13 protein-coding genes are annotated in these 13,180 nt (G+C 66.4%); 2 read left to right on the plus strand and 11 right to left on the minus strand.

The features are described 5' to 3' along the window. Nucleotides 1-57: 57 nt before the first annotated feature. The 6 genes from ispH to murJ form a co-directional block, all read right to left on the minus strand. The gene (gene ispH / locus M8R19_RS11170; protein WP_074977451.1) at nucleotides 58-1,002 is read right to left on the minus strand and encodes a 4-hydroxy-3-methylbut-2-enyl diphosphate reductase; all 945 of its coding nucleotides are present in this window, start codon (nucleotides 1,000-1,002) and stop codon (nucleotides 58-60) included. Nucleotides 1,003-1,083: 81 nt separating this feature from the next. Further along, nucleotides 1,084-1,536 carry an FKBP-type peptidyl-prolyl cis-trans isomerase gene (gene fkpB / locus M8R19_RS11175; protein ID WP_043273639.1) on the minus strand — a complete coding sequence of 151 codons (453 nt, stop codon included), beginning with the start codon at nucleotides 1,534-1,536 and terminating at the stop codon, nucleotides 1,084-1,086. Next, nucleotides 1,529-2,032, minus strand: a complete 504-nt coding sequence (gene lspA, locus M8R19_RS11180; protein WP_043318028.1) for a signal peptidase II — start codon at nucleotides 2,030-2,032, stop codon at nucleotides 1,529-1,531. The genes fkpB and lspA overlap by 8 nt, the downstream gene beginning before the upstream one ends. Then, on the minus strand, nucleotides 2,025-4,859 hold the full coding sequence (gene ileS, locus M8R19_RS11185; protein ID WP_249917825.1) for an isoleucine--tRNA ligase: 2,835 nt from the start codon (nucleotides 4,857-4,859) through the stop codon (nucleotides 2,025-2,027). The genes lspA and ileS overlap by 8 nt, the downstream gene beginning before the upstream one ends. A gap of 23 nt (nucleotides 4,860-4,882) precedes the next feature. Continuing rightward, on the minus strand, nucleotides 4,883-5,821 hold the full coding sequence (ribF, locus tag M8R19_RS11190; RefSeq protein ID WP_074977447.1) for a bifunctional riboflavin kinase/FAD synthetase: 939 nt from the start codon (nucleotides 5,819-5,821) through the stop codon (nucleotides 4,883-4,885). A gap of 106 nt (nucleotides 5,822-5,927) precedes the next feature. Continuing rightward, nucleotides 5,928-7,466 carry a murein biosynthesis integral membrane protein MurJ gene (gene murJ, locus M8R19_RS11195; protein ID WP_249917826.1) on the minus strand — a complete coding sequence of 513 codons (1,539 nt, stop codon included), beginning with the start codon at nucleotides 7,464-7,466 and terminating at the stop codon, nucleotides 5,928-5,930. A gap of 243 nt (nucleotides 7,467-7,709) precedes the next feature. Between murJ and rpsT the strand changes: the two genes are divergently transcribed. Continuing rightward, complete coding sequence (gene rpsT / locus M8R19_RS11200) at nucleotides 7,710-7,979, plus strand: 30S ribosomal protein S20 (protein WP_009617555.1); 270 nt, start codon at nucleotides 7,710-7,712, stop codon at nucleotides 7,977-7,979. A 304-nt stretch (nucleotides 7,980-8,283) separates the two neighbouring features. Here the strand turns inward: rpsT and M8R19_RS11205 are convergent, their stop codons facing one another. The 5 genes from M8R19_RS11205 to rplU form a co-directional block, all read right to left on the minus strand. Continuing rightward, on the minus strand, nucleotides 8,284-8,745 hold the full coding sequence (locus tag M8R19_RS11205; RefSeq protein WP_074977443.1) for a CreA family protein: 462 nt from the start codon (nucleotides 8,743-8,745) through the stop codon (nucleotides 8,284-8,286). A gap of 11 nt (nucleotides 8,746-8,756) precedes the next feature. Beyond that, complete coding sequence (proB, locus tag M8R19_RS11210) at nucleotides 8,757-9,875, minus strand: glutamate 5-kinase (protein WP_009617553.1); 1,119 nt, start codon at nucleotides 9,873-9,875, stop codon at nucleotides 8,757-8,759. 62 nt (nucleotides 9,876-9,937) lie between these two features. Continuing rightward, complete coding sequence (gene cgtA, locus M8R19_RS11215; RefSeq protein WP_249917827.1) at nucleotides 9,938-11,158, minus strand: Obg family GTPase CgtA; 1,221 nt, start codon at nucleotides 11,156-11,158, stop codon at nucleotides 9,938-9,940. Nucleotides 11,159-11,314: 156 nt separating this feature from the next. Beyond that, nucleotides 11,315-11,572 carry a 50S ribosomal protein L27 gene (gene rpmA / locus M8R19_RS11220; protein WP_009617551.1) on the minus strand — a complete coding sequence of 86 codons (258 nt, stop codon included), beginning with the start codon at nucleotides 11,570-11,572 and terminating at the stop codon, nucleotides 11,315-11,317. A 24-nt stretch (nucleotides 11,573-11,596) separates the two neighbouring features. Beyond that, nucleotides 11,597-11,908, minus strand: coding sequence for a 50S ribosomal protein L21 (rplU, locus tag M8R19_RS11225; RefSeq protein WP_009617549.1), 312 nt, complete (start codon nucleotides 11,906-11,908; stop codon nucleotides 11,597-11,599). A gap of 240 nt (nucleotides 11,909-12,148) precedes the next feature. Between rplU and M8R19_RS11230 the strand changes: the two genes are divergently transcribed. Beyond that, nucleotides 12,149-13,117 carry a polyprenyl synthetase family protein gene (locus M8R19_RS11230; protein ID WP_074977439.1) on the plus strand — a complete coding sequence of 323 codons (969 nt, stop codon included), beginning with the start codon at nucleotides 12,149-12,151 and terminating at the stop codon, nucleotides 13,115-13,117. Nucleotides 13,118-13,180 lie beyond the last annotated feature (63 nt).

Here is a 13,180-nt window from a genome sequence, read left to right on the forward strand (position 1 = left end):
ACGAAAAGGGCCGACATTGTCGGCCCTTTTCGTTGGAAGAGACGTATCGGTTCGGAGTTAAACCGCCTTCACCCGCAACTCCTTGGGCATCGAGAAGGTAATGTTCTCCTCCCGCCCATCCAGCTCCACCTCGGGCTCCGCGCCCCATTTGCGCAGTTGCTCGATCACACCGCGCACCAGCACTTCCGGGGCGGAGGCGCCGGCGGTGATGCCGATGCGCTGCTTGCCTTCGAACCATTCGCGCTTGAGGTCTTCGGCGCCGTCGATCAGGTAGCCGGGGGTGCCCATGCGTTCGGCGAGTTCGCGCAGGCGGTTGGAGTTGGAGCTGTTCGGACTGCCCACCACCAGCACCAGGTCGCACTGGTCGGCCAGTTCCTTGACCGCGTCCTGGCGGTTCTGGGTGGCGTAGCAGATGTCGTTCTTGCGCGGGCCCTTGATGTGCGGGAATTTCGCGCGCAGGGCGTCGATCACCTTGGAGGTGTCGTCCATCGACAGGGTGGTCTGGGTGACGAAGTGCAGGGCCTCGGGGTTGCGCACTTCCAGCGCCGCTACATCTTCCTCGTCCTCGACCAGGTAGATGTCGCCGCCGTTGTCGCGGTTGTACTGGCCCATGGTGCCTTCCACCTCGGGGTGGCCTTCGTGGCCGATGAGGATGCACTCCTGGCCGTCGCGGCTGTAGCGCACCACTTCCATGTGCACCTTGGTGACCAGCGGGCAGGTCGCGTCGAAGACCTTCAGGCCGCGGTTCTCGGCCTCCTTGCGCACGGCCTGGGAGACACCGTGGGCGCTGAAGATGACGATAGTGTCGTCCGGCACCTGGTCGAGTTCCTCGACGAACACCGCGCCGCGGTTGCGCAGGTTCTCCACCACGAACTTGTTGTGCACCACTTCATGGCGCACGTAGATCGGCGGGCCGAACACGTCCAGGGCGCGGTTGACGATTTCGATCGCCCGGTCGACGCCGGCGCAGAAGCCGCGGGGGTTGGCGAGTTTGATTTGCATGGTCGGTCTGTCTCGGCGCGCAGAGGGGATGGCGCGATGGCTATCGCTTCGCGATACCCATCCTACGCCTGCGAAGGGCCCTCAGAGCGCCCTTACGTCGATGATTTCCACTTCGAAGGTCAGGCTCTTGCCCGCCAGCGGGTGGTTGAAATCGATGGTCACCTGCTGTTCGTCGAAGGCCTTGACCACGCCGGGCAGCTCGGTCTTGGCGGCGTCGTTGAAGATCACCAGCAGGCCTTCGGCCAGTTCCATGTCCTGGAACTGGTCGCGCGGCATCACCTGCACGTTGGCCGGGTTCGGCTGGCCGAAACCCTGCTCCGGCTCGATGTTCAGGGTGCGCTTGTCGCCGGCCTTGAGGCCGAACAGCGCCTGCTCGAAGCCCGGCAGCAGGTTGCCGTCGCCGACCTTGAAGGTGGCCGGCTGCTTGTCGAAGGTGCTGTCGACGACGTTGCCGTCCTCCAGCTTGAGGGCGAAGTGCAGGGTGACTTCGGTATCCGCTCCGATGCGCTGGATATCACTGTTGCTGTCAGCCATGGGCGGTCTCTCCGGATTTCTTCGTCTTGAACATGTCCAGCGCCAGCATGATGGCGCCTACGGTGATGGCGCTGTCGGCCAGGTTGAACGCCGGGAAGTACCAGCGGTTCTGCCAGTGCACCAGGATGAAGTCGATCACGTGGCCGAGCACGATACGGTCGTACAGGTTGCCCAGCGCGCCGCCCAGCACCAGGGCCAGGGCGATGGCCAGCCAGGTGTCGCTGGGCTTCAGGCGCTTGAGCCAGATGACCAGCACCGCGCTGACCACGATGGCGATCAGGGCGAACAGCCAGCGCTGCCAGCCGGAGCTGTCGGCCAGGAAACTGAAGGCCGCGCCGGTGTTGTAGGCCAGGGTCCAGCTGAACAGGTCGGGGATGACCACGATCTGCTGGTACAGGCTCAGTGTGCCCTCGAAGTAGGCCTTGCTGACCTGGTCGAGGACCAGGACCAGCACGGTTATCCACAACCAGCCAAGGCGGCCGAAGCGGTTAGGCATAGTGGCGAACCTCGCCGGCGCCTTCGATGTTCTCCACGCAACGGCCGCAGATTTCCGGATGCGCGGCGTGGCTGCCGACATCCTCGCGGTGGTGCCAGCAACGGGCGCACTTGGCGTGGGCCGACTTCACCACCTTCAGCTTGAGGCCGGGCAGTTCGCTCTGCACGGCATCGGCCGGGGCCTCGGCCAGGGGCGCGAGGGTGGCGGTGGAGGTGATCAGCACGAAGCGCAGCTCGTTGCCCAGCTTGCCCAGGCTGCGGACCAGGTCGTCCTCGGCGTAGAGGGTGACCTCGGCCTGCAGGTTGCCGCCGATGGCCTTGGCGGTGCGCTGGTTCTCCAGTTCCTTGTTGACCGCGGCCTTGGCGGCCATGACCTGCTCCCAGTAGGCGCGGCCCAGCTCGGCGTCGGCCGGCAGTTCGGACAGGCCGTCGTACCAGGTGGTCAGCATGACCGACTCGGCGCGCTCGCCGGGCAGGAACTTCCACACTTCCTCAGCGGTAAAGGCGAGGATCGGCGCGACCCAGCGCACCAACGCCTCGGCGATGTGGAACAGCGCGGTCTGGCAGGAGCGGCGGGCGACGCTGTCGGCCTGGGTGGTGTACTGGCGGTCCTTGATGATGTCCAGGTAGAAGCCGCCCAGCTCCTGCACGCAGAAGTTGTGCACCTTGGAGTAGACGTTCCAGAAGCGGTAGTCGCGGTAGGCCTCTTCCAGTTCGCGCTGCAGCAGCAGGGCGCGGTCCACGGCCCAGCGGTCCAGGGCCAGCAGTTGGTCGTTGGGCAGCAGGTCCTTGGCCGGGTCGAAGCCGGTCAGGTTGGAGAGCAGGAAGCGCGTGGTGTTGCGGATGCGCCGGTAGGCGTCGGCGCTGCGCTGCAGGATGGTCTGGGAGACCGCGATCTCGCCGGAGTAGTCGGTCGAGGCGACCCACAGACGCAGGATGTCGGCGCCCAGGGTGTCGATCACGGTCTGCGGCACCACGGTGTTGCCCAGGGACTTGGACATCTTGCGGCCGGACTCGTCCACGGTGAAGCCGTGGGTCAGCAGCTGGCGGTACGGCGCGTGGCCGTCGATGGCGCAGCCGGTCAGCAGCGAGGAGTGGAACCAGCCGCGGTGCTGATCGGAACCTTCCAGGTAGAGGTCGGCGGCCGGGCCGCTGGCGTGGCCGAGCTCGGCGTGGGAGCCGCGCAGCACGTGCCAGTGGGTGGTGCCGGAGTCGAACCAGACGTCCAGGGTGTCGTTGATCTTGTCGTACTGCGCGGCTTCGTCACCGAGCAGTTCGGCGGCGTCGAGCTTGAACCAGGCCTCGATGCCCTCCTTCTCCACGCGCTGGGCGACTGCTTCCATCAGCTCGACGGTGCGCGGGTGCAGCTCGCCGGTGGCCTTGTGCAGGAAGAACGGGATGGGCACGCCCCAGTTGCGCTGGCGCGAGATGCACCAGTCCGGACGGCCGGCGATCATGCCGTGCAGGCGCGCCTGGCCCCAGCTGGGCACGAATTCGGTCTGGGTGATGGCTTCCAGCGCGCGCTCGCGCAGGGTCGCGCCGCTCTCCGGCTGCTTGTCCATGCCGACGAACCACTGCGCGGTGGCGCGGTAGATCAGCGGCGTCTTGTGGCGCCAGCAGTGCATGTAGCTGTGGTTGATGCTGGTGTGCTTGAGCAGCGCGCCCACTTCCTCGAGCTTGGCGACGATGTTCGGGTTGGCCTTCCAGATGAACTGGCCGCCGAAGAACGGCAAGTCCTGAACATACACACCGTTGCTCTGCACGGGGCTGAGGATGTCGTCGTTGCTCATGCCGTACTGCTTGCAGGTACGGAAGTCGTCCTCGCCGTAGGCCGGCGCGGAGTGGACGATGCCGGTGCCGGCGTCCAGGGCCACGTACTCGGCCAGGTAGACCGGCGAGAAGCGCTCGTAGAACGGGTGGCGGAAGCGGATCAGGTCCAGCGCCTCGCCCTTGGCGGTGGCGATGACCTGGCCTTCCAGGCCGTAGCGCTGCAGGCAGGACTCGACCAGTTCCTCGGCCAGCACCAGCAGGCGCGCGCCGGTGTCGACCAGGGCGTAGGTGAATTCGGGGTGGACGTTCAGCGCCTGGTTGGCCGGGATGGTCCAGGGGGTGGTGGTCCAGATGACGATGGCGGCGGGCTTGGCCAGGCTCGGCAGGCCGAAGGCGGCGGCCAGCTTGTCGGCGTCTTCCACCGGGAAGGCGACGTCGATGGCGTCGGACTTCTTGTCGGCGTACTCGACTTCCGCCTCGGCCAGGGCCGAGCCGCAGTCGAAGCACCAGTTCACCGGTTTCAGGCCCTTGAACACGAAGCCCTGCTTGACCATCTCGGCCAGGGCGCGGATCTCGCCGGCCTCGTTGGCGAAGTTCATGGTCTTGTAGGGGTTGTCCCACTCGCCGAGCACGCCCAGGCGGATGAAGTCGGCCTTCTGCCCCTCGATCTGCTCGGTGGCGTAGGCGCGGCACAGCTCGCGGGTCTTGTCCGCCGGCAGGTTCTTGCCGTGGGTGGTCTCGACCTTGTGCTCGATGGGCAGGCCGTGGCAGTCCCAGCCCGGCACGTAGGGGGCGTCGTAGCCGGCCAGGGTGCGCGAGCGGACGATCAGGTCCTTGAGGATCTTGTTGACCGCGTGACCGATGTGGATGCTGCCGTTGGCGTAGGGCGGGCCATCGTGCAGGATGAATTTCGGGCGACCTTCGCCGGCCTTCCGCAGCTTCTGGTACAGGCCGATGTCGTTCCAGAACTTCAGGGTTTCCGGCTCGCGCTGGGGCAGGCCGGCTTTCATCGGGAACTGGGTATCGGGAAGGTTCAGCGTGGCTTTGTAGTCGGTCATCTCAGGGCCTGTTCGGAATCTCTTCAATCAAGCGGTTGGCCCAGCCAGTAGGCCCGGGCGGCGGCTATGTCGGCGAGGATCGCCGCCTTCAGTGCCTCGAGGGAGGCGAAGCGCTGCTCATCTCGCAGCTTCTGGTGGAAGGTCACATCCAGGTGCAGGCCGTAGAGGTCGCCGGCGAAGTCCAGCAGATGCACTTCCAGGTGGGGCCGGCCGTCGCCGTTGACCGACGGCCGCGTGCCGATGTTGGCCACCCCGTTGACGCGCTGGCCGGCCACTTCCGTGCTGACCAGGTAGACGCCGCTCAGCGGCGCCTTGCGGCGCTTGAGCTGGATGTTCGCGGTGGGCGAACCCAGGGTGCGGCCGAGCTTCTGCCCGTGCAGCACCCGCCCGCTCAGGCGGAACGGCCGGCCCAGCAGGCGCTCGGCCTGGTGCAGGTCGCCGTCGGCGAGCACCTTGCGGATGCGCGAACTGCTCACCCGCATGCCGTCGACTTCCACCGTGGTGGCGGCCTCGACGGTGAAACCCTGCTCGGCGCTGGCCCGGACCAGGAAGGCGAAGTCGCCGGAACGGTCGCAGCCGAAGCGGAAGTCGTCGCCCACTTCCAGGTGGCGCACCGCCAGGCCGTCCACCAGCACCTGGCGGACGAACTCGGCGGCCGACAGCTCGCGCAGGCGGCGGTTGAAGGTCAGGCACAGGACGAAGTCGACGCCCTGCTCGCGCAGCAGTTCGAGCTTCTCGCGCAGGCGCGTCAGGCGCACCGGCGCGGCATCCGGGGCGAAGTACTCGCGCGGCTGCGGCTCGAAGATCACCACGCAGCTAGGCACGCCCAGCTCCTGCGAGCGCTCGCGCAGACGCGCCAGGATCGCCTGGTGGCCAAGGTGGACGCCGTCGAAATTGCCGATGGTGGCAACGCAGCCCCCGGACAGGGGCCGCAGGTTGTGGAGGCCTCGAAGCAGCTGCATAGCGCGCGTATTGCTCAGAAAGTGGTCGATTATACCTGCACCCGCCGCCGCGCGACAGGCACAAAGCCGCCGTGCGTCACGGATGCACCCAAGTGCCGGCGCCGGGCTAGCTCACCGCCCGCCGCGAGAAGTCGCGCAGGCGGAAGCCCAGCAGCGCCAGCATACCGAAATAGGCCACTATGCCGGCCACCACCAGCACGCCCAGGCGCGCCAGGCGCAGCGGCATGCCGCCCAGGTCCCAGGCCGGCATGAAATGCATCAGCCCCAGCAGCACAGCGGACATCACCAGCACCGCCAGCACCAGCTTGCCGAGGAACTTCGCCCAGCCCGGCTGCGGCTCGAACAGGTCGTGCTTGCGCAGCTGCCAGTACAGCAGGCCGGCGTTGAGGCAGGCCGCCAGGCTGATGGCCAGGGCCAGGCCCGCGTGCTTGAGCGGGCCGATGAACACCAGGTTCATCGCCTGGGTGGAAACCAGGGTGAAGAGTGCGATCTTCACCGGCGTGCGGATGTTCTGCCGGGCGTAGAAGCCCGGCGCCAGCACCTTGACCAGGATGATCCCGAGCAGGCCCACGGCGTAGGCGATGAGCGCGCGCTGGGTCATGAGCGCGTCGTTGGCGCTGAACTTGCCGTACTGGAACAGCGACACGGTCAGCGGCTCGGCGATCAGCACCAGGGCCAGGGCGCAGGGCAGCACCAGCAGGAAGCACAGGCGCAGGCCCCAGTCCATCAGGCGCGAGTATTCATGGCGGTCGTCGCTGGCGTAGGTCTTGGCCAGGGACGGCAGCAGGATGGTGCCCAGGGCCACGCCCAGCACGCCGGAGGGCAGCTCCATCAGGCGGTCGGCGTAGTACATCCAGGACACCGAGCCTGCGGCCAGGAAGGAGGCGAAGATGGTGTTGATGATCAGCGAGATCTGGCTCACCGACACGCCGAGGATCGCCGGGCCCATCTGCTTGAGCACGCGCCACACGCCTCTGTCGCGCAGGTTCAGGCGCGGCAGCACCAGCATGCCGATCTTCTTCAGGTGCGGAAGTTGGTAGAGCAACTGCGCCAGGCCGCCGGCCAGCACCGCCCAGCCCAGGGCCATCACCGGCGGGTCGAAGTACGGCGTGAGGAACAGCGAGAAGACGATCATGCTGACGTTCAGCAGGGTCGGCACGAAGGCCGGCACCGAGAAGCGGTTCCAGGTATTGAGGATGGCCCCGGCCAGCGAGGCCAGGGAAATCAGCAGGATGTAGGGGAAGGTCACGCGCAGCAGCGCTGTGGTCAGGTCGAACTTCTCCGGAGTGTCGGCGAAGCCCGGCGCGGTGATCCAGATCACCCAGGGCGCGGCGAGGATGCCCAGCACGGTGACCAATGCCAGCACCAGGGTCAGCAGGCCGGAGATATAGGCGATGAAAGTGCGGGTGGCCTCCTCGCCCTGCTGCGTCTTGTATTCGGCGAGGATCGGCACGAAGGCCTGGGAGAAGGCGCCCTCGGCGAAGATGCGGCGCAGCAGGTTGGGCAGCTTGAAGGCGACGAAGAAGGCGTCGGTGGCCATGCCGGCGCCGAACATGCGCGCTACTATGGTGTCCCGGACGAAGCCGAGCACCCGCGAGATCATGGTCATGGAGCTGACCGCGGCCAGCGATTTGAGTAGGTTCATTGCATCCGGGACTTGTCAGCGCAGGGTGGCCCTGCCCGCGGGGCGGCCGGATCGCCCGGCGGCCAGTAAAGGGCGTCGAGTGTATGGCCGCCGGTCGAATAAATCACCCACCCATACCGCGAATCCCCGGCCATGCCGCTCGTCGGCGGCCGCTCATACCCTTGACAAGGCACGGACTCGACGGCATCATTCGCGGCCTTAATTTATTCGCTACATCCCAAGTTTTTCTCGAGGAGCTCGACGGTGGCCAACACACCTTCCGCCAAAAAACGCGCCAAACAGGCTGAGAAGCGTCGCAGCCACAACGCCAGCCTGCGTTCCATGGTCCGCACCTACATCAAGAACGTAGTCAAGGCAGTCGATGCCAAGGACCTGCCCAAGGCCCAGGCCGCTCTGGTTGCCGCCGTACCGGTCATCGACCGCATGGCTGACAAAGGCATCATCCACAAGAACAAGGCCGCTCGCCACAAGAGCCGCCTGAACGCCCACGTGAAGGCCTTGGCCACCGCGTAAGCGTTGCGTTCTTGAAAAACCGGCCCTGGTGGCCGGTTTTTTATTGCCCGCGAAAAGCCCAAACCCGGCCCCGGACCTGTAGGAGCGAGCTTGCTCGCGAACGGTGCTTCCCGGTGGCGTAGGTGCTGGAGTTAAGAGCGCCCTCTCCCCAACCCTCTCCCTGGAGAGGGGGCTGTTCGGAGTGGGTGAGGAGTTTGGAGTCATCCTGAAACGCCTAACCATCCCCCGTCATTCCCGCGAACGCGGGAATCCAGTGACGGGCGGATTCGCGAGCAAGCTCGCTCCTACGAAAAGCAAAAGGCTTTTATTTCGTCGGCCAGGGCATGATCGGGATGGCGGTCACCGCGTTCTGCGGGCTGCCTTCGATGATGCGGTCGCTGTAGACGAGGTAGACCAGCGCGTTGCGCTTCTTGTCGAAGAAGCGCACCACCTGCATGGACTTGAACACCAGCGAGGTGCGCTGCTTGAACACTTCCTCGCCGTCCTTGAGCTCGCCGGCGAAGCGGATCGGCCCGACCTGGCGGCAGGCGATGGACGCCTCGGCGCGATCCTCGGCCAGGCCCAGGCCGCCCTTGACGCCGCCGGTCTTGGCCCGCGACAGGTAGCAGGTCACCCCTTCCACCTTGGGATCGTCGAAGGCCTCGACCACGATCTTGTCGTTCGGCCCCACCCACTTGAACACCGTGGAGACCTCACCGATCTCCTCCGCGCCGGCCAGCGCCGGCAGCATCAGCAGACCGGCGCACACGCCCTTCCATAGCTTCATGGCTCGCTCCTTCAGACCAGCACAAGGTTGTCGCGGTGCACCAGCTCCGGGCCGTCGACGTAGCCCAGCAGACCTTCGATGGCATCGGTCGGCTGGCCGATGATCTTCTGCGCCTCCAGGGCGCTGTAGTTGGCCAGGCCGCGGGCGATCTCGCGACCCTGCGGGTCCACGCAGACCACCATCTCGCCGCGACGGAAGCTGCCCTGGACCTGCTTCACGCCCACCGGCAGCAGGCTCTTGTGGTCCTCGGCGATAGCCTTGACCGCACCGGCGTCCAGCACCAGGGTGCCGCGCATCTGCAGGTGGCCGGCCAGCCACTGCTTGCGCGCGGCCTTGCGGCTCTGCTCAGGGGTCAGCAGGGTGCCCAGGCGCTCGCCGGAGCGCAGGCGGTCGAGCACGCGCTCGATGCGCCCGCCGACGATCACCGTGTGCGCGCCGGAACGCGCCGCCAGGCGCGCCGCGCGCAGCTTGGTCTGCATGCCGCCGCGGCCGAGGGCGCCGGCGCTGCCGCCAGCCACCAGGTCGAGCTGGGCGTCGTCAGCGCGGGCTTCGTAGATCAGCTGGGCTTCGGGGTTGTTGCGCGGGTCGGCGTCGAACATGCCGTCGCGATCGGTGAGGATCACCAGCAGGTCGGCTTCCACCAGGTTGGCCACCAGGGCCGCCAGGGTGTCGTTGTCGCCGAAGCGGATTTCGTCGGTGACCACGGTGTCGTTCTCGTTGATCACCGGGATCACGCCGAGGTCGACCAGGGTGCGCAGGGTGTTGCGGGCGTTCAGGTAGCGCTTGCGGTCGGACAGGTCGTCATGGGTCAGCAGCACCTGGGCGGTCTGCAGGCCATGCTGGCCGAAGCTGGACTCCCAGGCCTGCACCAGGCCCATCTGGCCGACGGCCGCCGCGGCCTGCAGCTCGTGCATGTCGCTCGGGCGGGAGACCCAGCCCAGGCGGCTCATGCCCGCCGCCACGGCGCCGGAGGACACCAGCACCAGCTCGACGCCCGCGCAGTGCAGCGCGACCATCTGCTCGACCCACACCGCCATGGCGTCGCGATCCAGCCCGCGGCCATCGGCCGTGAGCAGGGCGCTGCCGATCTTCACCACCCAGCGCCGCGCGCCGGTCACTTTCTCACGCATACATCAACCTTACGAAGTCAGGTTTCACCAGGTTGCTTCGGGACCGGCGCACGCGGCGCCGGTCAGGGCACGTAGAAGATTTCCGGCCCGTCGCCGTCATCCTCGTCATCGAAATCATCGTCGTCGTCGAGGTCGTCGGCATTCTTCAGGCCGGCACGGCGCAGCGCACGCGCGTCGTCCATGGCCTGCAGACGGGAACGCGCCTCGTCTTCGATGCGCTGGTCGAGTTCGGCCAGGGCCTCGCCGTAGGCCGGGTCTTCCTCGATGCGCAGGCTGCGCTCATCGAGGTACTTCATGATGTCCTGACTGAGCGCCTCGGTGCCTTCGCGCTCCAGGGCGGAGATCACGTAGACCGGACCTTCCCAGCCCAGGCGCTCGACCACCTGCTGCTTGCGCCGCCCCTGCTCCTCGGGCTCGAGGATCTGGTCCATCTTGTTCAGCACCAGCCAACGGTCACGCTCGGTGAGCGCCGGGCTGAACTTGGCCAGCTCGTTGACGATGGTCTCGGCAGCATCGGCCGGGTCGCTCTCGTCCAGCGGCGCCATGTCGACGATGTGCAGCAGCAGGCGGGTACGCGCCAGGTGCTTGAGGAAGCGGATGCCCAGGCCGGCGCCTTCGGCGGCGCCCTCGATCAGGCCGGGGATGTCGGCGACCACGAAGCTCTTGAAGCGCCCGACGCTGACCACGCCCAGGTTCGGCACCAGGGTGGTGAAGGGGTAATCGGCGACTTTCGGCTTGGCCGCGGACACGGCGCGGATGAAGGTGCTCTTGCCGGCGTTCGGCAGGCCCAGCAGGCCGACGTCGGCCAGGACCTTCAGCTCCAGCTTGAGGTCGCGGGCCTCGCCGGGCTTGCCCGGGGTGGTCTGCCGCGGCGCGCGGTTGGTGCTGGACTTGAAGCGGGTGTTGCCCAGGCCATGCCAGCCGCCCTGGGCGACCATCAGGCGCTGGCCGGGCTCGGTCAGGTCGCCGATGACTTCATGGGTGCTAGCATCGATCACGGTGGTGCCCACCGGCACCGGCAGGACCAGGTCGTCGCCCTTGGCGCCGGTGCAGTCCTTGCTGCCGCCGTTCTGCCCGCGCTGGGCGTCGAAACGGCGGGTGTAGCGGTAATCCACCAGGGTGTTCAGGCTCTCGTCGGCCTCGAGGAACACCGAGCCGCCGTCACCGCCGTCACCGCCGTTGGGGCCGCCCTTCTCGATGAACTTCTCGCGGCGAAAGCTCATGAGGCCATTGCCGCCGTCACCGGCTTTCACGTGGATGGATACTTCGTCGACGAATTTCATGGGAACGCCTCCCGCCAGCGTGGCGGGTTGAATAAGAAAAGGAGCATAGGATACAGCCAAGCCCGCGCAAACGCAGGAGCCCGGGATCCGTTGCCGGGAAACGCCAGAAACAAAAAAGCCCCGTCGCGAGACAGGGCTTTTTCAGTGAAGGCTCGCTTAGGCAGCGACGACGCTTACGTAGCGACGGCCAAAGGCGCCTTTCACTTCGAACTTGATCACGCCGTCGATTTTCGCGAACAGAGTGTGATCCTTGCCCATGCCAACGCCGTAGCCGGCATGGAACTGGGTGCCGCGCTGACGCACGATGATGTTGCCTGCTTTGACAGCCTGGCTACCGAACAGCTTCACGCCAAGGCGTTTACTTTCGGAATCGCGGCCGTTGCGGGTACTACCGCCAGCTTTCTTGTGTGCCATGAGTCATATCCTCCAAAAAAGGAATTAGGCCTGGATGCCGGTGATCTTGATTTCAGTGAACCACTGGCGGTGGCCCTGACGCTTCATGTGGTGCTTGCGGCGGCGGAACTTGATGATGCGCACTTTGTCGTGACGACCGTGGGAAACCACTTCAGCGGTCACTTTCGCGCCTTCTACCACCGGCAGGCCGATCTTGACGTCATCGCCATTGGCGACCAGCAGAACGCGATCCAGGTTGATCGCTTCGCCGGTGGCGACGTCGAGTTTCTCGACCTTGAGGAATTCGCCTTCGGCGACTTTGTATTGCTTGCCGCCGGTAACAATAACTGCGTACATCTGGATGTCTCCGTTAGACCTGCTCACCCGACGCTTTATAGGAAGAGGTATCGGTCGGCATGGCTGCATGGGGCCGGAAGAGCGCCCGTGCAATTGCGTAAGGCAGGGTATGCCAGGGAAGTTCGGGGCCGCGATTGTACGCAAAGCCCTACGCGGACACAAGCCTTGCGGCGCTTTCCTTGACAGCCCCCACCCCGGCACCTAGCATGCCGCGCATTCTTCGAGGAGCGCCTTCGTAATATGCAACCCCAGGCTTTCTATCGGGTGGTGGCGGACGACTTCACCGCCGTCGACGGCATCATCCGTCGCCAGCTCAGCTCCCGCGTTCCCCTGGTCGAGAAGATCGGCGACTATATCATCTCCGCCGGCGGCAAGCGTCTTCGCCCGCTGCTGGTGCTGCTCAGCGGCAAGGCCCTGGGCTACTCCGGGGACGACCTGCGCCTGCTGGCCGCCACCATCGAATTCCTGCATACCTCCACCCTGCTGCACGACGACGTGGTCGACGCCTCCGGTCTGCGCCGCGGCCGCGCCACCGCCAATGCGCAATGGGGCAACGCGCCCAGCGTGCTGGTCGGCGACTTCCTCTATGCCCGCTCCTTCGAAATGATGGTCGAACTCGGCTCCATGCCGGTGATGCGCATCATCTCCCAGGCCACCCGGGTGATCGCCGAGGGCGAGGTGCTGCAGCTGACCAAGGTGCGCGACGCCAGCACTACCGAAGAAACCTACATGGAAGTCATCCGCGGCAAGACCGCGATGCTCTTCGAGGCCTCCACCCACAGCGCCGCCGCCATCGCCGGCGCCACCGCGGAACAGGCCGAGGCCCTGCGCCAGTTCGGCGACGCCCTGGGCATCGCCTTCCAACTGGTGGACGACCTGCTGGACTACCGCGGCGACGCCAGCACCCTGGGCAAGAACGTCGGCGACGACCTCGCCGAGGGCAAGCCCACCCTGCCGCTGATCGCCACCATGCGCGACGGCACCCCGGAGCAGGCGCAGTTGGTGCGCAAGGCTATCCAGCAGGGCGGCAGCCAGGACCTGGAAGGCATCCGCACCGCCGTGGAAGCCGCCGGCGCCCTGGACTACACCGCGAAGCTGGCGCGCGAATACGCCGCCCGCGCCATCGACTGCCTCAAGGCGCTGCCGGACAACGAGTACCGTGACGCGCTGATCGAGCTGAGCGAGTTCGCCGTCGCCCGCACCCACTGATCCACACGCGATCCGACGAACGCCCGCCCGGCCCTGCCGCGCGGGCGTTCTGCGTTATGCGCG

It is taken from the genome of Pseudomonas sp. R3.Fl (genome assembly GCF_023516765.1).
GTDB classification, from domain to species: domain Bacteria; phylum Pseudomonadota; class Gammaproteobacteria; order Pseudomonadales; family Pseudomonadaceae; genus Pseudomonas; species Pseudomonas citronellolis.

Coding starts and splice junctions, on each gene's coding strand:
- ispH (WP_074977451.1), bottom strand. CDS start 1,002: ATGCAAATCAAACTCGCCAACCCCCGCGGCTTCTGCGCCGGCGTCGAC.
- fkpB (WP_043273639.1), bottom strand. CDS start 1,536: ATGGCTGACAGCAACAGTGATATCCAGCGCATCGGAGCGGATACCGAA.
- lspA (WP_043318028.1), bottom strand. CDS start 2,032: ATGCCTAACCGCTTCGGCCGCCTTGGCTGGTTGTGGATAACCGTGCTG.
- ileS (WP_249917825.1), bottom strand. CDS start 4,859: ATGACCGACTACAAAGCCACGCTGAACCTTCCCGATACCCAGTTCCCG.
- ribF (WP_074977447.1), bottom strand. CDS start 5,821: ATGCAGCTGCTTCGAGGCCTCCACAACCTGCGGCCCCTGTCCGGGGGC.
- murJ (WP_249917826.1), bottom strand. CDS start 7,466: ATGAACCTACTCAAATCGCTGGCCGCGGTCAGCTCCATGACCATGATC.
- M8R19_RS11205 (WP_074977443.1), bottom strand. CDS start 8,745: ATGAAGCTATGGAAGGGCGTGTGCGCCGGTCTGCTGATGCTGCCGGCG.
- proB (WP_009617553.1), bottom strand. CDS start 9,875: ATGCGTGAGAAAGTGACCGGCGCGCGGCGCTGGGTGGTGAAGATCGGC.
- cgtA (WP_249917827.1), bottom strand. CDS start 11,158: ATGAAATTCGTCGACGAAGTATCCATCCACGTGAAAGCCGGTGACGGC.
- rpmA (WP_009617551.1), bottom strand. CDS start 11,572: ATGGCACACAAGAAAGCTGGCGGTAGTACCCGCAACGGCCGCGATTCC.
- rplU (WP_009617549.1), bottom strand. CDS start 11,908: ATGTACGCAGTTATTGTTACCGGCGGCAAGCAATACAAAGTCGCCGAA.
- M8R19_RS11230 (WP_074977439.1), top strand. CDS start 12,149: ATGCAACCCCAGGCTTTCTATCGGGTGGTGGCGGACGACTTCACCGCC.